This window comes from Brucella sp. BE17, from assembly GCF_039545455.1.
GTDB lineage: Bacteria > Pseudomonadota > Alphaproteobacteria > Rhizobiales > Rhizobiaceae > Brucella.
Genome location: NZ_CP154467.1, coordinates 1,232,492 through 1,252,554, shown reverse-complemented (window position 1 = coordinate 1,252,554; position 20,063 = coordinate 1,232,492). Strand labels below are relative to the sequence as shown.

The window sequence follows — 20,063 nt, the reverse complement described above, 5'->3', positions numbered from 1 at the left end:
GACAGACAAGAACGGGCGGCCTTCCCCAAGACGGGCGCGTCCTGATAAAAAAATTCAAGACGGTAGGGTTATGAAAGTAAAATTTGTTGTGTTGAGCGCCCTCGTTGGCGCCATGGTTTCGTTTGGTCTCAATCCTGCACTGAGTGCATCGGCCACCGAGCCAACCAATCTTGCAGCGCTTTTCAAGGCACGCCAGCAAAATAAGGCACCTGAAACTGAAAAGCAAAAAACATCGGTCAAGAAAGCATCGGTTATTACCAAGCGCGCAGCGCCAACGCGCCAGGGGAAAAAATCTTCCGGACAGAAGGCTCCGACTTCAAAGCAGGCGAAATCGGGCAACAGCTACTCTGCCATCATCAATAAATATGCGGCGGCCTACGGTGTACCGTCATCGCTGGCCCATGCGGTGGTGCGTCATGAAAGCAATTTTCAGCCCAACGTGCGTGGTCGTGCAGGCGAAATCGGCCTGATGCAGATCAAGCTCTCGACCGCACGTGGTCTTGGTTATACCGGCTCGGCCAAGGGGCTTTATAATCCTTCGACAAACATCCAGTTCGGTATGAAATATCTCGCCAAGGCAAACCAGCTTGGCGGCGGCAGCACCTGCGGCACTATCCTCAAATACAATGCCGGTCATGGTGCCAAGCGCATGAACCCGACTTCTGCAAAATATTGCAGTTCGGTTAAAGCCTATATGCGCTCGTTTTAAACCTTCTGTCGGCGGTCGCGTTGTGTTTCAGGCCGTTTGATGTGAACGAAAAGCCGACAGCGGGTTTGCTGTCGGCTTTTTTGTTGCTTTTCGGACAAAAAACGAATCTATACGCCCTGTCAGTCGGTCGGGCAGCCGCGCCTGTCATATGCCGAAAGGCGGCAGGTGAGGAAAGTCCGGGCTCCATGGAGAAACGGTGCCGGGTAACGCCCGGCGGGGGCGACCCCAGGGAAAGTGCCACAGAAAGCAAACCGCCCCGTCTTCCGTACCGCCCTTGAAGGGGCGGCAGGGATGACGGGGTAAGGGTGAAAGGGTGGGGTAAGAGCCCACCGCGTGCGCAGCAATGCGGACGGCACGGTAAACCCCACCGGGAGCAAAACCGAATAGGGACGGCGCGCTGGTTCGCAAGAGCCGGCAATCATTTTCCGGATCAGCCGTCCGGGTGGGTTGCAAGAGGCGGGTGGCGACATCCGTCCCAGATGAATGGCTGCCGCGTCGGACGCAAGTCCGGCCATACAGAACCCGGCTTACAGACCGGCTGACATTTTTATTTTTCGATTCTGCATGATCAGATCGGCACGCCGATGAAAAAGTCGTAGATGAGTTTTAAATTCAAAACGACGATAATGACGGCGGTAATTGCGGCGAGAACCGTGATCCAGCGTGGCGCGACCAACGATCCCATCTTCTTTTTTTCAGCCGTGAAGATGACGAGGGGAATGACTGCGAAGGGCAGTTGCAGGCTTAAAACCACCTGCGAGAGGATCAGCAGTTCGGTCGTGCCTTGCGAGCCGTAAAGAATGGTGACGACTGCCGCAGGAACGATTGCGATGACGCGCGTGATGGCGCGGCGCAGCCAAGGCTTGAGCCTTATATTGATAAAGCCTTCCATGACGATCTGTCCGGCCATGGTGGCGGTAATCGTCGAATTCAGACCGCAGCATAAAAGGGCTATGGCAAAAAGCGTGGGCGCAAGGGCCGATCCGAGCAGCGGATTGAGCAGCGCATGCGCCTTGTCGAGGTCTTCAACGCCAACATTGCCTGTGGTGTGAAAACTTGCTGCGGCCAGAATGAGGATCGAGGCGTTGACTAAAAGCGCAAAGGTCAGCGCGATGGTGGAATCAAGGGTCGCATAGCGGATGGCCTCGCGCTTTTCGGGTGTCGTATGCCCATAGTCACGGGTCTGTACGATGCCTGAATGCAGATAAAGATTGTGCGGCATCACGGTCGCGCCGATGATGCCAAGTGCGATATAAAGCATATCCGGGTTGCGGATGATATCGACGGTCGGGGCGAATCCGCGAATGACATCGCCCCAATGCGGCTCAGCCATCAAAATCTGGATCAGGAAGCAAAGCGCAATGACGCCGAGAAGCGTGATGATCAGCGCTTCGACGCGCCTGAACCCCTTGTTTTGCAGATAAAGCACCAAGAGCACGTCGGCTGCAGTGATGATGACGCCCAGTTCCAGTGGAATGCCAAAAAGAAGATTGAGGCCGATGGCTGTGCCGATGACTTCGGCAAGGTCTGTTGCGCAAATGGCAAGTTCCGCCAGAATCCACAGTGGCCAGGCGAGCACAGGGTGGTAGGCATCGCGGCAAGCCTGCGCCAGATCGCGGCCGGTGGCGATTGCCAAACGCGCGCAAAGCGCCTGCAACAGAACAGCCATGACATTGGAGATCAGCACAACGGATAACAGCGTGTAGCCGAAGCGAGAACCGCCCGCCAGTGACGTGGCCCAGTTGCCGGGGTCCATATAGCCAACTGCAACCAGATAGCCCGGACCGAAAAATGCCATCGCACGCCGGAAACGCGAACCCGTCCGGCTAACCGTTATGGAACGATGCACGTCGGACATGGAGGCTTCGCCCCTGTCACGCCGCCAGCCTTCAAAAGTTGTCTCTGGCTCGGCCGAGGACTCTGATCCACGCGGTGACATACAAATTCTTTCACTTAATGCTCTTGCAAACTATTAGCATTTGATACGCCTGCTTGAAAGCAGCGTCAATCGCTTTCCAAACGACGTTAAGAGGGATTGCGGGAACAGGTCTGCTGCAAAGGTGGTCATGTCCATCCACTGATTTTTCTACCTTCATCGGCAAAGGCTAACGCTTCATTAAGCTTAATATCCGATAACGGATGGATGAAACCGTGCTGGGAATCCGTGTTTGCGGCAAATGGTCGGAATCCACACGTCACATAGAAGATAACGGGCGCAGTCGCTCGGGAAAGGATCGCAATGATGGAGAGCCCCGGCGGAGAAACATCTCAAGCCGAAGGGGCTGAAATCCGTCATATCCCGGTGCTGATGGCTGAGGTGATTGATGCGCTCAAGCCTCTGGCGGGTATGGTCATTGTTGATGGAACGTTCGGTGCGGGCGGTTATACGCGGCATATTCTGGACTATGGTGCTGAAGTAATCGCGATTGATCGCGATCCGACGGCGATTGTTGCAGGCCGGGCGATAGAACAGCAGTTTCCGGGGCGGCTTACGCTGGTGGAGGGCCGGTTTTCGGCACTTGATGAAGCAATTGCAAGTGTAAAGGGAGAGGGCCAGAAGGTGGACGGCATTGTGCTTGATATCGGTGTTTCCTCGATGCAAATCGATGAAGCCGAGCGCGGCTTTTCCTTCCAGAAGGACGGTCCGCTCGATATGCGCATGTCCGCACAAGGCCCAAGTGCTGCCGATGTTGTCAACCGCTTCAAAATGGGTGATCTGGCGCGCATCTTCAATTTTTTAGGCGAGGAACGGCAGGCTGGGCGTATTGCGCGTATGATCGAAAAGCGCCGTGAGGCACAGCCTTTCATGCGCACGCTTGATCTTGCCAATGCCATTGAAGCGCTGGTTGGGCGTCACCCCAAGGATCGTATCCATCCGGCAACGCGGGTTTTTCAGGCCCTGCGCGTCTATGTAAATGATGAACTGGGGGAACTTGCGCGTGCGCTTCTTGCGGCCGAACGGGTGCTCAAACCTGGCGGACGATTGGTCGTCGTCACATTCCATTCGCTGGAAGACCGCATGGTCAAACGCTTCTTTGCCGATCGTGCTGGTGGGCAGTCAGGGTCGCGGCATTTGCCGCAAACCCATATCCGCCATGCAAGCTTTACGCCTGCGGTCAAGGGAGCGGTGGGACCGGGTGCCGAAGAAGAGACCCGCAATCCGCGTGCGCGTTCAGCAAAACTGCGTGCGGGATTGCGAACGGAAAATCCGCCCCTTGAAGATGATTTGACGCTGTTCGGTTTGCCAAAGCTGCCCGATACGCATGAACTGACCCGGAGTTGAACGAGTGCTGCGTACTTTCGATCTCATCATGATTGCGGCGATGCTGATGGCGGCGACTGTCACCTACACCATCAAATATGATGCTGAAAAGCAGATCGCCGTTATCTCGAAGCTGAAGCGCCAGATCAATTCTGAGCGCGATACGATTACGCTGTTGCGCGCTGACTGGGCGCTCATGACCCAGCCGGGTCGTTTGCAGAGCCTTGCAGGCGTTTATGCAGACCAACTCAAGCTGCAACCTATTGTGGCCGAGCAGCTTATTCGCGGTGCGCAGGAAATTCCGCAACGCCAGCCCGACGATATTGAAAAGCTGATCAGCGGCAGCGATGAATTGCTTGCCAGTGGCGTTCTAGGAGAGGATGCGATCACCACAGGTAGCGTTAAGAAGAATGGGGCGAGGCACTGACGATGCGCTGGATATTCGGACGCTCCATTAAAGGAAAACAGGTTGCTGCGGGAGAGCCGGGCGACAAAATCGCTTTTGTGGGTCTGCGCAAGAAAAACGGTAACCGCGCGCGCAATCGCCTGTGGATGGCGATTGTCTGCTTTGTCGGCATTTACGGTGTGATCGGTGGCAAGCTCGTCTATTTCGGCTGGATTGGCGGCGAGGACGAAGAGACATCAGGGCCTGCAGTGCAGCAGCTTGCTTCGCGCCCTGATATTCTTGATCGTAATGGCGAAATCCTTGCGACCGACATCAATACCGCGTCACTTTATGCCGAACCGCGCAAAATTGTAGATCCCGACGAAACCATTGAAATGCTTTCGACCGTGCTGCCTGATCTGGATTGGGAGGCAACCTACAGGCGTCTTAAAAGCGGTGCGGGATTTGTCTGGATCAAGCGAGGCCTTACACCGCGCCAGCAGAGCCAGATCATGGCGCTGGGTGTGCCGGGCATTGGTTTCCGGACCGAAAAGCGCCGCTTCTATCCTGGCGGCCCGACCGCATCGCATATTCTCGGTCTCGTCAATGTCGATAATCAGGGCATTGCGGGCATGGAGAAGTATATCGATTCGCTAGGCTTGACTGATCTGCGGTCCGTTGGGCTTGCCACGGGGCAATCACTTCAACCGGTGCGCCTGGCAATCGATATTCGCGTGCAGCACATTATGCGCGATGTACTTGTGAAGGCGATGGAGCGTTACCGCGCGATCGCTGCTGGCGCTGTTGTGCTGAATGTGAAAACCGGCGAAGTCGTAGCCATGGCTTCGGTGCCTGACTTTGACCCGAACAATCCGGTGCATGCGCTCGACAAGGACCGTCTGAACCGGATGACGGCAGGCACCTATGAAATGGGCTCGACCATCAAAACCTTCACGACCGCCATGGCACTCGATTCGGGCAAGTTCGGTCTGCAATCGAAATTCGACGCTTCGCGCCCGCTGGTGTTCGGTCGACAGACCATTCGTGACTTTCACGGCAAGGGCCGTGTACTGACATTGGCGGAAGTCTTTATCTATTCCTCCAATATCGGTTCGGGTCGCGAGGCTGATGCTGTCGGTATCGAAGGCCACCGCGCTTTCCTCAAAAAGATGGGTCTTCTGGACCGCATGCACACAGAACTGCCGGAAGTGGCACGTCCCGTTGAGCCACGTGTCTGGAAAAAGGTGCATTCCATGACCATTTCGTTCGGCCATGGCATGATGACGACGCCGTTGCAGACGGCGGTCGGTGCGGCAGCACTGATGAATGGCGGCAAGCTCATCGATCCGACATTCCTTGCCCGCACTCAAGCCGAAGCCGCGCAAGTGGCAAAGCAGGTCGTTCACCCCCAGGTTTCAGCGGATATGCGCTATCTTTATCGCTTGAACGCGACCGTGCAGGGGGGCTCGGGCAGGCGCGCAACCGTTCCCGGCTACCGCGTCGGTGGCAAGACTGGAACGGCGGAAAAGGTTGTAAACGGCCGCTATTCCAAGGATGTACGCTTCAATGCCTTTCTGGCTTCTTTTCCGATTGACGATCCGACATATGTGGTGCTGACCATCATCGATGAACCCAAGCCCGAAGAAGGCAAGTTCAGCGCTACTGCTGGTCTCAACGCTGCCCCCATGGTTTCGGAAATCATCAGCCGCTCGGCGTCATTCCTTGGTGTGAGGCCTGATTTTGAACTCGATGCCATGCCAGCAACTGTGGCAAATCTTGCAAAAACGCCCGATTTTAAACAGGAATCATCGCCAGCAATGGTTTCCAACGAATACGACTGATTCGTGTCAGGGAGCATAAGTCTTATCGGAGCGACACGAGGATCGATAAGACTATGCTTAGAATAAAATGGGTTAGAGCGCGGATCTGCTTCAATTAGATTGAAATGCGCTCAGGTAAGCCTGGATACGCAACGGAATTTGGATTTGATTGCCATGAAACTGAAGGAAATCGCTCTTTTCAAGGAACTGGCCTCCGGCAATGACGGCGAGGTGGAAATCACCGGCGTGACTTCGGATTCCCGCAAGGTCGAGCGCGGTTTTCTTTTTGCGGCACTCAAAGGCGTCAAAGCCGATGGTGCGTCTTTTGCAACTGATGCGATCAAGCGCGGCGCGAGTGCCGTCATTGCTGCCAAGGACGCGATCATTGCCGATGCAGGCGTTCCCGTTTTGTATGTGGAAGACCCTCGCCATGCGCTGGCCACGCTCGCAGCTCAGTTCTATGGACAGCAGCCTGAAATCATGGTGGCCGTGACAGGCACCAGCGGCAAGACTTCGGTCGCCTCCTTCACGCGCCAGATCTGGGCCTATGCGGGTTTTCCCGCTGCCAATATCGGCACGACGGGTGTGTTTTCACCGACCCGCAGCGATTATAATTCGCTGACTACGCCTGATCCGGTCGAGCTGCATCGCCTTCTCGCCGAGCTTGGCCGTGAGGGTGTCACGCATGCCGCCATGGAAGCCTCCTCGCACGGGCTCGACCAGCGCCGCCTTGATGGCGTGAAACTGACTGCGGGCGCTTTCACCAATCTGGGCCGCGATCACATGGATTACCATGCGACGATCGAGGAATACCTTGGTGCAAAAATGCGCCTTTTCGATACACTTTTGCCCAAGGGTGCGCCCGCGATCATTTTTGCCGACGACCAGTTTTCGCCGCAGGCGATTGCAGCAGCTCGTGCCGCTGGCTGCGATGTGAAGACTGTGGGTCGCAAAGGCGAGTTCATTACCGTCAAGCGCATCGAGCATGGGCGTTTTCGCCAGCACGTCGAAGTGCGCATCGGTGACGAGATTTTTGAAATCGAATTGCCGTTGGCCGGTGATTTTCAGGTTGCCAATGCGCTTGTTTCGGCAGGGCTTGCCATGGTGACAGGCGTGCCTGCGGCAGCAGCCATGCGCGCGCTTGAACGCCTTAAGGGCGCACCGGGGCGGCTTGATCTGGTCGGCGCCACGGAAGAGGGTGCGCCCGCCTACGTCGATTATGCGCATAAGCCAGAAGCGCTTGAAAATGTTCTCACATCCGTGCGTCCGTTTACCACGGGCCGGGTAATCGTGGTGTTCGGCTGCGGCGGAGATCGAGACAAGGGCAAGCGTTCGATCATGGGTGAAATTGCAGCCCGTCTTGCCGATGTCGCTATCGTCACCGATGACAATCCGCGTTCGGAAGTGCCCGCACAGATCCGGTCTGAAATCATGGCGGCAGCCCCAGGCGCTACCGAAATCGGTGATCGCCGGGAAGCCATCTTTACCGCCGTTTCCATGATGATGCCGGGCGATACGCTGGTGGTTGCGGGCAAGGGCCATGAGGAAGGCCAGATCGTTGGTGATCTCACATTGCCATTCTCTGATCATGCCGAGGTCGCAGCTGCCCTTGCGGCGCGTCTTGAGGAGCATAAGGCATGAGCGACCGGAAAATGAGCACCTGGCTCTGGACTTGTGATGATATGGTGGAAGCGATGGAGGGAAGGCCGGTTGGCACGTTCCCCGTTGGCATTACCGGCATTTCCATCGACAGCCGTACGCTCAAACCCGGCGAAGCGTTTTTCGCGATCAAGGGTGATCAGTTCGATGGCCATGATTTTGCAACGTCGGCAATGGCGGCAGGGGCAGGGCTTCTGGTGGTGGCTGAACATCGCCTGCCTGCTTTCGGTAATGTCAAAGTGCCGATGATCGTCGTCGATGATGTGCTCGAAGCACTCACGAAACTGGGCGTAGCCTCGCGTGCGCGCTCAAAGGCGCAGATCATTGCGGTGACGGGTTCGGTCGGCAAGACGACGACCAAGGAAGCGTTGCGCCATGTGCTTTCTGAGGAAGGCAAGGTGCATGCCTCGGTGGCCTCGTTCAACAATCACTGGGGTGTGCCGCTGACGCTTGCACGGATGCCACATGACACCGATTACGGCATTTTCGAAATCGGTATGAACCATGCCGATGAAATCAGGCCGCTGGTGAAGATGGTGCGCCCGCATATTGCGATGATCACGCTGGTTGCACCTGCGCATCTCGGACATTTCGCTAATCTCGAGGAAATTGCCAGCGCCAAGGCAGAAATTTTTGAGGGCATCGTTCCGGGCGGTTACGCGTTGCTCAACCGCGATGATAAGCGTTTCAAGCAACTTGAAGAATTGGCCACACAAGCCGGTGTGGAACATATCGTAACATTTGGCGAGAATGCGCGTTCCAATTATCGACTGCGTGACGTCAAGCTTCATGCCGCCTGTTCCTGCATGACGGTGAAGATCGGCAATGACGAAGCGCTGGTCAAGGTAGGTATGCCGGGCCGCCATATCGTGCAGAACATGCTTGCCGTGTTGGGTGCCGCCGACCTTGCCGGGGCTGATGTCGCCAAGGTGACGCTTGCTATGGCAACACTTTCTGCGGAAGGGGGTCGCGGCGCGCGGCATGTGCTTCAGCATTCCGATGGCGGCACATTCACGCTGATCGATGAGAGCTATAACGCCAATCCGACCTCAATGCGGGCCTCGCTTGCGCTGTTGCAGACAACGCCACCGGAAAATGCGCCCAGAGGACAAAAGGGCCGCCGCATTGCGGTTTTGGGCGATATGCTGGAACTGGGTCGCCAGTCCGGCAAGCTGCATGCCGATCTGGCGCGACCGATTGTGGACGCGGACGTGAATGCACTTTTCATCGCGGGACATGAAATGTCAGTGCTCAAAAATGCCTTGCCGGTTGAAATTCACACCGAATACAGGCAGAGCACCGAAGAATTATTGCCGCTTGTCGTCAAGGCAGTCCGTCCGGGTGATGTCATCATGGTGAAATCATCGCAAGGAGTCGGGTTTGCCAAAATTGTCAAGGCGCTGACCGCCAAATTCCCGCCGGTTGTTGCGGCGGAATAGCGGTTTTCGAGGGGTCTTTCTCATATGTTAATGATGCTTACCGCTTTTGCCGAACACATGACACCGTTGAATGTGTTTCGTTACATCACATTCCGAACCGGCGGAGCGATGATCACCTCGGCTTTGATCGTGTTCCTGTTTGGACCTGCGATCATCAATTCGTTGCGCACGCGGCAGGGCAAGGGCCAGCCGATCCGCGCCGATGGACCGCAGACCCATTTCAAGAAGGCTGGCACCCCCACAATGGGTGGGCTGATGATCATGACCGGCATTCTGGTGTCGTGTTTTTTCTGGGCCAATCTCGCAAGCGTCTATGTCTGGGTCGTGCTTATGGTGACGGTGGGTTTCGGTGCAATCGGCTTTTATGACGATTACCTTAAAGTCACCAAACAGTCTGATAAGGGCTTTTCAGGCAAGGCGCGACTTGGAATCGAGTTTCTGATTGCTGCCATTGCCGCCTTTATCATCATGCGGGCAGGGCAGGAGCCGTTCTCTTCATCGCTGACTTTCCCCTTTGTCAAACAGTTCGTGTTCAATCTCGGCTGGTTCTTCATTCCGTTCGCGGCATTCGTCATGGTCGGCGCGGGCAATGCGGTCAACCTGACTGATGGGCTTGACGGTCTGGCCATCGTGCCGGTGATGGTTGCGGCCGCCTCCTTCGGCTTCATCGCCTATCTTTCCGGTAATGCGATCTTTGCTGATTATCTGCAAATCCACTTTGTTCCGGGCACGGGCGAACTTGCCGTGGTCTTGGGCGCTGTGATCGGCGCTGGCCTTGGCTTCCTCTGGTTCAATGCGCCGCCCGCCGCGATTTTCATGGGCGATACCGGATCGCTGGCGCTGGGCGGTATGCTTGGCACTGTGGCTGTTGCTACAAAGCACGAAATCGTTCTGGCCATCATTGGCGGACTGTTCGTGGTTGAGGCGATGTCGGTCATCATTCAGGTCGCATCCTTCAAGATGACGGGCAAGCGCGTCTTCCTGATGGCACCGATCCATCATCACTTTGAAAAGAAGGGCTGGACGGAAAGTCAGGTGGTGATCCGCTTCTGGATCGTCGCGATTATTCTCGCCATGATCGGCCTTTCGACATTGAAGCTCAGGTAACAGGCCACAGAAATGATCCCGATCACCGCTCTTGAACACAAGACTGTCGCGCTCTTCGGATTGGGTGGGTCGGGTATTGCCACGGCAAAAGCTATTGTCGCGGGCGGCGCAAGGATTATCGCCTGGGATGACAATCCCGACAGTGTTGCGCGTGCGCAGAGCGCTGGTATTGCCACTGGCGATCTCAAAAAGGCCGACTGGTCGCAGTTCGATGCCTTCGTGTTGTCGCCTGGCGTGCCTTTGACGCACCCGAAGCCCCACTGGAGCGTCGATCTTGCAAGGGCGGCAGATGTTGAAATCATCGGCGATGTGGAATTGTTCGTGCGGGAGCGCAACAAGGTTGCGCCCGATTGTCCGTTTGTGGCCATTACCGGCACCAATGGTAAATCCACCACCACGGCGCTGATTGCCCATATCATCAAGGCGTCAGGTCGCGATATGCAGCTTGGCGGCAATATCGGAACCGCCATACTGACACTCGATCCGCCCGCACGGAATCGTTTTTATGTGATCGAATGCTCGTCTTATCAGGTCGATCTGGCACCATCGCTCAATCCGACGGCAGGTATTCTTTTAAACCTGACGCCCGATCACCTCGACCGGCATGGTTCGATGGAAAACTATGCTGCGATCAAGGAGCGGCTGGTTGCGAAAAGCGGGACGGCTATTGTCGGCGTGGACGATCTTTATTGCATGGCGATTGCCGAAAAACTGGCGGCGCAGGGCGTGAATGTCGAGCGGATTTCCAAAGAAAAGCACCTTGAAAACGGTTATTTTGCCGAAGGTTCAAACCTGTTCCATGCTGAGGATGGTGCGGTTTCGGAGCTGGCAACGCTTGAAGGGATCGGTTCGCTGCGCGGTGCGCACAATGCGCAGAATGCGCTTGCCGCAATCGTTTCCTGTCTCGCGGTGGGCTTGAGCCTCGAAGAAATCCGTGCGGGGCTGAAAAGTTTTCCCGGTCTTGCGCATCGTATGGAGCAGGTGGGAAAACGCGGCAAGGTGCTGTTCGTCAATGATTCCAAGGCAACCAATGCCGAAGCTACGGCACCGGCTCTGTCGTCTTTTGCCAAAAATATTTACTGGATTGCCGGAGGGGTTCCGAAATCCGGCGGGATCGCTTCGCTTGCGGGCTTTTTCCCGCGCATTGCCAAAGCTTATCTCATCGGTGAAGCGGCGGCACAATTTGCGGCAGCCCTCGGTGATGGGGTCGCGTTCGAGATTTCTGACACGCTGGCAATTGCCGTTGAACATGCCGCGCGCGATGCGGGCAATGATGCGGCAAGCGAGCCGGTGGTTCTGCTGTCTCCTGCCTGCGCAAGCTTCGATCAGTTCCAGAATTTTGAAAAGCGTGGGGATGCGTTTCGCACCGCCGTGTTGTCGCTGCCCGGCGTCGTCTCAATTGGAGGGGAAAGCTAATGGTAAGTCGTGTTGACCGTGGTGCCGTTGCCAACTGGTGGTGGACAATCGACCGTTTCTTTCTGGCTGCATGTCTTGCCCTGATGGGGCTTGGCATTCTGCTCTCCTTTGCCGCAAGTCCTGCCGTGGCGCAGCGTATCGGGCTTGATGGCTTTCATTTCGTGGAGCGGCAGATTTTCTTCATGGTGCCGGCAATCGCCGTCATGATCGGCGTTTCGTTCCTGTCACAGCGACAGGTGCGGCGCTTCGCATTGATTTTGCTTGGCATTTCGCTTGTTCTTATGGTCGCAGCGCTGTTTTTTGGTATCGAGGTCAAGGGTGCGCGGCGCTGGGTTTCGATCTTGGGCATTTCCATTCAGCCGTCCGAATTCATGAAGCCTGCTTTCGTGGTCGTCTGCGCATGGCTTTTTTCCGAGCGTGAGCGCGGCGGCGAAATGCCGGGCTATTTCCTCGCCATGTTGCTGTTTTGCGTGACGGTTGGGCTTCTTGTGCTCCAGCCTGATCTTGGGCAGACCATGCTTACCACCGGTACATGGGGTGCAATGTTCTTTCTTGCGGGGCTACCGCTGTTCTGGATATTGATGCTAGGCGGACTTGCGGTATTTGGTGCCTTTGGTGCCTATTTGATGTTCGATCACGTGGCAGGCCGTATCAACCGCTTCATGACGGGCGAGGGCGACACGTTTCAGGTCGATGCTGGACGCGAGGCGATCCTGCGTGGCGGCTGGTTCGGGCAGGGGCCGGGCGAAGGCACGGTTAAACGTATCATTCCCGACAGCCATACCGACTTTATCTTTTCAGTGGCAGCGGAAGAATATGGCATTATCCTTTGCCTTCTCATCATGCTGCTGTTTGCTTTCATCGTGGTACGTGGGCTTTCGATTGCATTGCGCGAGCGCGACGCCTTCACGCGACTTGCGGTGTCGGGCATTGTGATCCTGTTCGGGTTCCAGTCGATTATCAATATGGCAGTGAACCTCCACCTGATGCCCGCCAAAGGCATGACCTTGCCGTTCATTTCCTATGGCGGTTCGTCGCTGGTGGCGATTGCCATTACCATGGGCATGCTTTTGGCTCTGACGCGCCGCAGGCCCGAAGCACGCATGTCGCAGACGCTTGGTATCGGCGAACGCTTTCCGGCTTTGTGAGGCAGATATGAGTAAAGAGACCATCGTTCTGGCCGCAGGCGGCACTGGCGGGCATCTATTCCCGGCGGAGGCTCTTGCCCACGAGTTGAAGGCACGTGGATATGATGTGCATCTGGCGACGGATGCACGTGCGCAACGCTTTGCCGGCGCCTTTGATCAAGCCCACGTCCATGTGATCCGTTCGGCAACGGTTACGGGTAAAAACCCTATTGCCCTTCTCAAAACGTTTCGGGCGCTATGGCAGGGAAATCTCGATTCGAGAAAACTTTTTCGCCGCTTGAAGCCCAAACTCGTCGTAGGGTTCGGCGGTTATCCGACGCTGCCGCCGCTTTATGCGGCAAGCCGTATGAATATTCCCACCATGGTACATGAGCAAAACGCCGTTATGGGCCGCGCCAACAAGGGATTGGCTGCTCGCGTGAAAGCCATTGCAGGCGGCTTCCTGCCTGAAACGAATAGTGCTTTTTCATCAAAAATCGTCACGACCGGCAACCCGGTGCGTCCGCCGGTCCTGAGCGCTGCCGAGACGGCCTACAGGCCCGCAAAAGCCGATGAGCGCTTTCATCTGCTGATTTTTGGCGGCAGTCAGGGCGCACAGTTCTTTTCGCATTCCTTGCCCGCCGCAATAGCGCTTTTGCCTGAAAAAGAACGCGCACGGTTGTTGATCACGCAGCAGGCACGCAGGGAAGATGAGGCATCCGTGCGTGAAGCCTATGCCAAACTTGGTGTTCCTGCAGATGTTGCTCCGTTCTTCAATGATATGCCCGCACGTATTGCTGAGGCGCATTTTGTCATTTCGCGTTCAGGCGCATCGACGGTTTCGGAAATCACGGTGATCGGGCGTCCGGCCATTCTGGTGCCGTTTCCGCATGCGCTCGACCACGATCAGGCGGCCAATGCGCTAGCACTTAAAGCTGCTGGCGGCGGCGAAGTGGTGCGGCAGTCGGAACTTTCGCCAGAGCGTCTTGCAGCACTTATCCAATCGGCCATGAACGAGCCGGAACGGCTAGAAGCGCAGGCGCAGGCTGCCAAAAGCGTGGGCAAACCGAATGCGGCACAGTTGCTTGCCGATCTCGCAGAGGCTATTGCAGCAGGCAAATCAGTTCAGGAATTCAAGAGAGGAAACCGGCCATGAAAATGCCGCTGAACATCGGGCTCGTCCATTTCGTGGGCATTGGCGGCATCGGCATGAGCGGCATTGCGGAAGTGCTGCACAATCTTGGCTATAAGGTGCAAGGGTCGGATCAGTCGGACAGCGCCAATGTGCAACGCCTGCGTGAGAAGGGCATCGAGGTTTTCGTCGGACATAAGGCAGAGAACCTCGGCGAGGCGGAAGTGCTTGTCGTCTCGACGGCCATCAAGAAAAACAATCCTGAACTGGTCGCAGCACGTGAAAAACTTCTACCCATCGTGCGCCGTGCCGAGATGCTGGCCGAGTTGATGCGTTTCCGCCGTGCGGTCGCTATTGGCGGCACCCATGGCAAGACGACGACGACCTCCATGGTCGCAGCCCTTCTTGATGCAGGTCATCTTGATCCGACCGTGATCAATGGCGGTATCATCAATGCCTATGGCACCAATGCCCGCATGGGCGATGGCGACTGGATGGTGGTGGAAGCCGATGAGAGCGACGGCACGTTTTTGAAGCTTCCTGCCGATATTGCGGTCATCACCAATATCGACCCTGAGCATCTCGATCATTACGGCAGTTTCGACAATGTGCGCGGTGCTTTCCGGCAATTCGTCGAAAATGTACCATTTTATGGTTTCGGCGTCATGTGCCTCGATCACCCGGAAGTGCAGGCGCTGGTTAGCCGTATCGAGGATCGCCGTATCATAACGTATGGGCAGAACCCGCAGGCCGATGTGCGCTTTGTCAATCAGCGCATGGAAGGGGCTACCAATCTGTTCGATGTGCTGATCCGTTCGCGCAAGGACGAGACGATTGAGATTAAGGATCTGCGACTGCCTATGCCGGGCTTGCACAACGTCTCCAATGCGACGGCTGCGATTGCCGTCGCGCATGAGCTGGGCATGTCCGCTGACGATATTCGCAGAGGCCTTGGTTCGTTTGGCGGCGTGAAGCGGCGCTTTACCCACACAGGCTCGTGGAACAATGTGGAGATTTTTGACGATTACGGTCACCATCCCGTTGAAATTCGCGCCGTGCTCAAAGCGGGGCGTGAAGCGACCAAGGGCCGTGTAATCGCCATTGCCCAGCCGCACCGTTATTCGCGTTTACACGACCTGTTTGACGAGTTTGCCGCCTGCTTTAACGATGCTGACACGATCATCGTCACGCCGGTCTATACGGCAGGCGAGGAACCGATCGAGGGCGTGAATTCGGAAGAACTGGTTTCCCGTATAAAGACTGCCGGACATCGCGATGCACGCTATGTGAGTGCGCCGGAACAGATTGCGCCGCTGGTTGCATCCATTGCCGAACCCGGTGATTTTGTCATCTGCCTTGGTGCTGGGAATATTACGCAATGGGCCTATGCCTTGCCAAATGAACTGGCTGAACAGGGTAAGAAGTAATGGCCGAGATGCAAAGCGGCGAAGCGCTTCTCAAGAAGCTTGAAGGCAGGCTGTCTGGCCTGCGTGGCAAGCTGATGCCCGATACGGGCATGGACAAGATCACATGGTTTCGGACCGGCGGTCCGGCACAGGTTTTGTTCCAGCCTGCTGATGAAGAAGACCTTTCGATGTTCCTCAAAGCTGTACCGGAGGACATTCCTATCCTCGTGGTTGGCATTGGCTCCAATCTTCTGGTGCGCGACGGCGGTATTCCAGGGTTTGTGGTGCGCTTGTCGGCCAAAGGCTTTGGCGAGGTGGCGCGTGTGTCAGATACGCAATTGCGTGCTGGCACCGCAACGCCCGACAAGCGTCTGGCTGCAGCAGCCCTTGATGCGGGCCTTGCGGGCTTTCATTTCTATCATGGCATTCCTGGTGGTCTTGGCGGCGCTTTGCGTATGAATGCAGGCGCCAATGGCGTTGAAACGCGCGAGCGTGTGGTTGAGGTGCGCGCGCTCGATCGCATGGGCGATATCCATGTCCTTTCCAATGCCGAGATGGGCTATGCCTATCGTCATTCATCGGTCGCACCTGATCTGATTTTTACATCCGCCCTTTTTGAAGGCGTGCCCGGTGAACCAGAGGACATCAAAGAGGCGATGGACGCGGTGCAGCACCATCGTGAAACCGTGCAACCGGTGCGCGAGAAGACTGGCGGATCGACTTTCAAGAACCCGGAAGGCACCTCCGCCTGGAAAGAAATCGACAAGGCCGGTTGCCGCGGTTTGCGCGTTGGTGGTGCGCAGATGTCGGAAATGCACTGCAACTTCATGATCAATACGGGTGACGCAACCGGCCTCGATCTGGAGACGTTGGGTGAAACGGTCCGGTTGAGAGTTTTCGAGAATTCAGGGATTCGGCTCAATTGGGAGATAAAACGTCTCGGTTTGTTCCGCGAGGGCGAGCATGTCGAAGCGTTTCTTGGAAAAATCTGATAAATTTTTGCCCGGAATTTCGGCTTGAAATTCCGGGCTTTTTCGTCTTTGCAGACGATTTGTAAGATCCCCCTTAAATGATAGGGCTGGACACGGAATCAATCCTCTGATTCTTTAGGGTTAACCACACAGTGATTTGATTCGGCTGGGTTTTCTGGCTAGCGGGTGTCTGCGGCTTCAATGTCGTGATCTCGAAGTTTGCAAGGCCCCGACTGAAAGCGGTTGCAAATTTCAAGGTTGGCGTCATCGGTTCGCCGGGCTGGTTGGACTCTGTCCTTGTTTTACTCTGCGCGAAATGTGCAGAGGGTCTTGTTTCATTGCGCGAGGGATGCGCAGAGGGGATTTTTGAAATGACGGGAAAGCACGTCGCCGTTTTGATGGGTGGGTTCTCCTCGGAGCGTCCCGTCAGCCTGTCGTCGGGTGCGGCCTGTGCTTCGACCCTGGAAGAGCTTGGCTATCGTGTTTCGCACATCGATGTTGATCGCAATGTCGCAAGTGTGCTTGCTGATTTGAAGCCTGATGTTGCCTTTAATGCGCTGCACGGTCCATTCGGTGAGGATGGTGCCATTCAGGGCATTCTCGAATATCTCCAAATCCCCTACACCCATTCCGGTGTTCTGGCGTCAGCCCTTGCCATGGATAAGGATCGTGCCAAGAAAGTGGCGGCAGCATCCGGTGTGACGGTGGCGCAATCGCGCATTATGGACCGTTTTGCGATTGGTTCCGCGCACCCGATGGAGCCTCCTTACGTGGTGAAGCCCGTGCGCGAGGGCTCAAGCTTCGGTGTGGTCATCGTCAAGGAAGATCAGGCGCATCCGCCGCAGATTATCGGTTCTGCGGAGTGGAATTACGGCGCTGAAGTCATGGTGGAGCGCTATATCGCCGGACGCGAATTGACCTGCGCGGTGATTGGTGATCGGGCCATGGATGTGTGTGAGATCATTCCGGTGGGGCATCAGTTCTACGATTTTGATTCAAAATATGTTGCAGGCGCATCAACTCACGTGTGTCCGGCAAAAATTTTACCAAATATTTACCAAAAAATACAAACAATGGCCCTTATGGCGCATCAGGCAATTGGGTGTCGGGGCGTAAGCCGTTCTGACTTCCGTTTCGATGATCGTTTTTCAGAGGAAGGTGAGGTCGTTTGGCTGGAAGTCAATACGCAGCCCGGCATGACGCCAACCTCTTTGGTGCCTGATATCGCCAATGCGGCGGGTATCTCTTTCGGTGAATTGTTGCGTTGGATTGTGGAGGATGCGTCTTGTTTGCGTTGAACGGCAAGTCTGGTGGATATAAGCGCTCGGGCGCGATGCGGGATGCATCGGGCACGATGAATGCTGCTTTTGTTCTGCCACGCTTCCTGCGCAAGCCGTTTCGCTTCGTTGTGCGCCTGTTTGAGGGTGGCGTCACCATCCCGCGCCATGTGGGCACTATCGGCATGTTGAGCTTTTTCAGCGCGACAGGTCTTTACGGTATGGTTGCCGGTGGTCATTCGCAGGACGTGGTAAAGACTATGGCCTCGACCTTTGGCTTTGCCATCGAGGATGTCCGTGTTGTTGGTAACCATGAAACATCCGATATTGATATTCTGGGGCAGCTTGGCCTTGATGGCGAAACCTCGCTCGTGGGGCTGAGTGCTGAAACGGCGCGTGAATCGATTGCGCATTTGCCGTGGGTTGAGAATGTTGAAGTGCGCAAGGTTTATCCGCGCACCTTGCAGGTTTCGATGCAGGAGCGTCAGGCTTTCGCTATCTGGCAAAATGGCAAGGAATTGGCGCTGATCGATGCCGATGGTGACGCAATCGTTCCTTTCCGTGCTGGTCGTTACGATGCTCTTCCGCTGGTTGTGGGGCATGGCGCTGAAAAGCGCGTCAAAGGATTTGTCGAGGAAATCTCAAATTATCCTGCGGTGGCGGGCAAGGTGCGTGCCTATATTCGCGTCGCCGACCGCCGCTGGGATTTGCTTCTGGATAATGGCGTGCGCATCATGCTGCCGGAGAACGAGCCTCTCAAGGCGCTGGCCCAGGTCGAGAAGCTGGAGCAAAAGCAGCATCTTCTTTCCCGTGATATTCTGGCGGTGGACCTCAGGCTGGAGGACCGGGTAACGGTTCAATTGTCTGGAAGCGGAATGGAGCAGCGCCAAAAGTTTTTGGTGGAGCGTAAAAAAGAGCTGGCCCGGATGGGAAAACGCGTATGAGTATTCTGGGCGGAAGTGGATCATCTCAAGGCGGAACGGCAGGGCGCAAGGTGCGCCTGTTGACGGTTCTGGACGTTGGCTCGAGCAAGGTTTCCTGCGTGATTGCGCGGTTGCGTCCGCATGAGGGTGGCGCACTGCTTCCCGGTCGCACGCATCGCATGGAAGTGCTGGGAATTGGTCATCAGCGTTCGCGTGGTGTCAAATCGGGCGTCATCATCGATCTCGATGCAGCCGAGCAGTCAATCCGTCTTGCAGTCGATGCAGCGGAGCGCATGGCCGGCCTCACGGTCGACAGCCTGATCGTCAATATTTCGGCTGGTCGTCTGCGCAGCGAAACCTTTACCGCGAGCGTGAACCTTGGTGGCCATGAGGTCGAGCAGACCGATATTCGCCGGGTTCTGGGTGCAGGTGCCAAGCAGGCGCTGGCCGCTGAACGCCATCTCGTTCATTCGCTGCCCATTGGCTACACGCTGGATGGTGAGCGTGGCATTCGTGACCCGCAGGGCATGCTCGGCGACAGCCTTGGCGTTGATATGCATGTGCTGACCGCAGATAGCGCGCCGTTGCGTAATCTCGAACTCTGCATCAATCGCTGTCATCTTTCGGTGGAAGCAATCGTTGCCACCCCTTATGCAAGCGGCCTTGCGGCACTCGTCGGTGATGAAGCCGAAATGGGTGCTGCCTGTATCGATATGGGCGGCGGTACGACGACGATTTCCGTATTCTCCGAAGGTAAGTTCATTCATGCTGATGCGGTGGCCATTGGCGGCAATCACGTTACCATGGATGTGGCGCGTGGTTTCTCCACACGGATGGAAGACGCCGAACGCATGAAGGTCATGTACGGCTCGGCGCTGCCAAGTGCTGCCGACGACCGCGATCTGATTTCAGTGTCGCCGATTGGCGATGATGAGCGTGACGTGCCCAATCAATATCCGCGTTCGGTGCTGACGCGGATCATCCGGGCGCGCGTGGAAGAAACGCTTGAACTGGTACGCGACAGGCTCAACCAGTCAGGGCTTGGACATATTGTCGGTAAGCGTGTGGTGCTCACGGGTGGCGCAAGCCAGCTTCCAGGCATGCCGGAAGCGGCCAGACGCATATTGGCAAGAAATGTACGAATTGGGCGGCCGCTCGGTATAGCGGGCCTGCCTGAGGCGGCTAAGGGAGCAGCTTTTGCCGCAACGGTCGGACTTCTGATTTATCCGCAGGTTGCGGGCATTGAAGAGCGGTCGGTGAGAGCAGCTTCCTCCGGTCTGATGACCGGAACAGGAGGGCGTATTCAACGCGTTGGCCAATGGCTGAGAGAGAGTTTTTGAGTAATCGACCATTGCGTGAGTTTTGAAGTTTTCGGGGCGTGACCATCTGGGTAACAACCAATCTGCACCGCGGCGGCGAAGCGGTGACGA

General features: G+C 56.2%; 16 protein-coding genes and 1 other RNA gene. 16 read left to right on the top strand and 1 reads right to left on the bottom strand.

Translation table 11 applies throughout. From position 1 onward, the window contains the following. The first annotated feature begins 70 nt into the window (after positions 1–70). Both AAIB41_RS06070 and rnpB read left to right on the top strand, forming a co-directional pair. Positions 71–709, top strand: coding sequence for a transglycosylase SLT domain-containing protein (locus tag AAIB41_RS06070; RefSeq protein ID WP_343312349.1), 639 nt, complete (start codon positions 71–73; stop codon positions 707–709). 119 nt (positions 710–828) lie between these two features. Continuing rightward, positions 829–1,255, top strand: an RNA gene (rnpB, locus tag AAIB41_RS06065) — RNase P RNA component class A. Between the two features lie 22 nt (positions 1,256–1,277). On the opposite strand, the gene AAIB41_RS06060 is transcribed toward rnpB, so the two are convergent. After that, positions 1,278–2,567: an Nramp family divalent metal transporter gene (locus AAIB41_RS06060; protein ID WP_343314685.1), complete on the bottom strand. Its 1,290-nt coding sequence runs from the start codon at positions 2,565–2,567 to the stop codon at positions 1,278–1,280. A gap of 381 nt (positions 2,568–2,948) precedes the next feature. Between AAIB41_RS06060 and rsmH the strand changes: the two genes are divergently transcribed. The 14 genes from rsmH (at position 2,949) to ftsA (ending at position 19,973) form a co-directional block, all read left to right on the top strand. After that, on the top strand, positions 2,949–3,992 hold the full coding sequence (gene rsmH, locus AAIB41_RS06055) for a 16S rRNA (cytosine(1402)-N(4))-methyltransferase RsmH (RefSeq protein ID WP_343312348.1): 1,044 nt from the start codon (positions 2,949–2,951) through the stop codon (positions 3,990–3,992). A 4-nt stretch (positions 3,993–3,996) separates the two neighbouring features. Continuing rightward, a complete protein-coding gene (locus tag AAIB41_RS06050) occupies positions 3,997–4,398 on the top strand; it encodes a hypothetical protein (protein ID WP_343312347.1) in 402 nt (133 codons plus the stop codon). An 11-nt stretch (positions 4,399–4,409) separates the two neighbouring features. Then, positions 4,410–6,197 (top strand): penicillin-binding protein 2, encoded by a 1,788-nt coding sequence (locus tag AAIB41_RS06045; protein ID WP_343314684.1) that lies wholly within the window; start codon positions 4,410–4,412, stop codon positions 6,195–6,197. Between the two features lie 147 nt (positions 6,198–6,344). Further along, positions 6,345–7,817 carry a UDP-N-acetylmuramoyl-L-alanyl-D-glutamate--2,6-diaminopimelate ligase gene (locus AAIB41_RS06040; RefSeq protein WP_343314683.1) on the top strand — a complete coding sequence of 491 codons (1,473 nt, stop codon included), beginning with the start codon at positions 6,345–6,347 and terminating at the stop codon, positions 7,815–7,817. Beyond that, positions 7,814–9,274, top strand: coding sequence for a UDP-N-acetylmuramoylalanyl-D-glutamyl-2,6-diaminopimelate--D-alanyl-D-alanine ligase (locus AAIB41_RS06035; protein ID WP_343312346.1), 1,461 nt, complete (start codon positions 7,814–7,816; stop codon positions 9,272–9,274). The genes AAIB41_RS06040 and AAIB41_RS06035 overlap by 4 nt, the downstream gene beginning before the upstream one ends. A 24-nt stretch (positions 9,275–9,298) precedes the next feature. Next, complete coding sequence (gene mraY / locus AAIB41_RS06030; RefSeq protein WP_343312344.1) at positions 9,299–10,381, top strand: phospho-N-acetylmuramoyl-pentapeptide-transferase; 1,083 nt, start codon at positions 9,299–9,301, stop codon at positions 10,379–10,381. A gap of 12 nt (positions 10,382–10,393) precedes the next feature. Beyond that, positions 10,394–11,797, top strand: a complete 1,404-nt coding sequence (gene murD / locus AAIB41_RS06025) for a UDP-N-acetylmuramoyl-L-alanine--D-glutamate ligase (protein WP_343312343.1) — start codon at positions 10,394–10,396, stop codon at positions 11,795–11,797. Further along, a complete protein-coding gene (ftsW, locus tag AAIB41_RS06020) occupies positions 11,797–12,945 on the top strand; it encodes a putative lipid II flippase FtsW (RefSeq protein ID WP_343312342.1) in 1,149 nt (382 codons plus the stop codon). Before murD ends, ftsW begins: the two co-directional genes overlap by 1 nt. A 7-nt stretch (positions 12,946–12,952) precedes the next feature. Further along, positions 12,953–14,080 carry an undecaprenyldiphospho-muramoylpentapeptide beta-N-acetylglucosaminyltransferase gene (gene murG, locus AAIB41_RS06015; protein ID WP_343312341.1) on the top strand — a complete coding sequence of 376 codons (1,128 nt, stop codon included), beginning with the start codon at positions 12,953–12,955 and terminating at the stop codon, positions 14,078–14,080. Then, on the top strand, positions 14,077–15,483 hold the full coding sequence (murC, locus tag AAIB41_RS06010) for a UDP-N-acetylmuramate--L-alanine ligase (RefSeq protein ID WP_343312340.1): 1,407 nt from the start codon (positions 14,077–14,079) through the stop codon (positions 15,481–15,483). The genes murG and murC overlap by 4 nt, the downstream gene beginning before the upstream one ends. An 8-nt stretch (positions 15,484–15,491) precedes the next feature. Then, positions 15,492–16,454, top strand: a complete 963-nt coding sequence (gene murB, locus AAIB41_RS06005) for a UDP-N-acetylmuramate dehydrogenase (protein ID WP_343314682.1) — start codon at positions 15,492–15,494, stop codon at positions 16,452–16,454. Positions 16,455–16,804: 350 nt separating this feature from the next. Then, entirely contained in the window at positions 16,805–17,731 is a 927-nt protein-coding gene (locus AAIB41_RS06000) for a D-alanine--D-alanine ligase (RefSeq protein ID WP_343312339.1), read from the top strand. Then, positions 17,719–18,654, top strand: coding sequence for a cell division protein FtsQ/DivIB (locus tag AAIB41_RS05995; protein ID WP_343312338.1), 936 nt, complete (start codon positions 17,719–17,721; stop codon positions 18,652–18,654). The genes AAIB41_RS06000 and AAIB41_RS05995 overlap by 13 nt, the downstream gene beginning before the upstream one ends. Continuing rightward, positions 18,651–19,973, top strand: a complete 1,323-nt coding sequence (gene ftsA / locus AAIB41_RS05990) for a cell division protein FtsA (RefSeq protein WP_343312337.1) — start codon at positions 18,651–18,653, stop codon at positions 19,971–19,973. The genes AAIB41_RS05995 and ftsA overlap by 4 nt, the downstream gene beginning before the upstream one ends. Positions 19,974–20,063 lie beyond the last annotated feature (90 nt).

Excerpts from the sequence above, each read along its gene's own strand:
- AAIB41_RS06070 (WP_343312349.1), top strand. The coding sequence starts at position 71 with ATGAAAGTAAAATTTGTTGTGTTGAGCGCCCTCGTTGGCGCCATGGTT.
- AAIB41_RS06060 (WP_343314685.1), bottom strand. The coding sequence starts at position 2,567 with ATGTCCGACGTGCATCGTTCCATAACGGTTAGCCGGACGGGTTCGCGT.
- rsmH (WP_343312348.1), top strand. The coding sequence starts at position 2,949 with ATGATGGAGAGCCCCGGCGGAGAAACATCTCAAGCCGAAGGGGCTGAA.
- AAIB41_RS06035 (WP_343312346.1), top strand. The coding sequence starts at position 7,814 with ATGAGCGACCGGAAAATGAGCACCTGGCTCTGGACTTGTGATGATATG.
- mraY (WP_343312344.1), top strand. The coding sequence starts at position 9,299 with ATGTTAATGATGCTTACCGCTTTTGCCGAACACATGACACCGTTGAAT.
- murD (WP_343312343.1), top strand. The coding sequence starts at position 10,394 with ATGATCCCGATCACCGCTCTTGAACACAAGACTGTCGCGCTCTTCGGA.
- ftsW (WP_343312342.1), top strand. The coding sequence starts at position 11,797 with ATGGTAAGTCGTGTTGACCGTGGTGCCGTTGCCAACTGGTGGTGGACA.
- murG (WP_343312341.1), top strand. The coding sequence starts at position 12,953 with ATGAGTAAAGAGACCATCGTTCTGGCCGCAGGCGGCACTGGCGGGCAT.
- murC (WP_343312340.1), top strand. The coding sequence starts at position 14,077 with ATGAAAATGCCGCTGAACATCGGGCTCGTCCATTTCGTGGGCATTGGC.
- murB (WP_343314682.1), top strand. The coding sequence starts at position 15,492 with ATGCAAAGCGGCGAAGCGCTTCTCAAGAAGCTTGAAGGCAGGCTGTCT.
- AAIB41_RS06000 (WP_343312339.1), top strand. The coding sequence starts at position 16,805 with ATGACGGGAAAGCACGTCGCCGTTTTGATGGGTGGGTTCTCCTCGGAG.
- ftsA (WP_343312337.1), top strand. The coding sequence starts at position 18,651 with ATGAGTATTCTGGGCGGAAGTGGATCATCTCAAGGCGGAACGGCAGGG.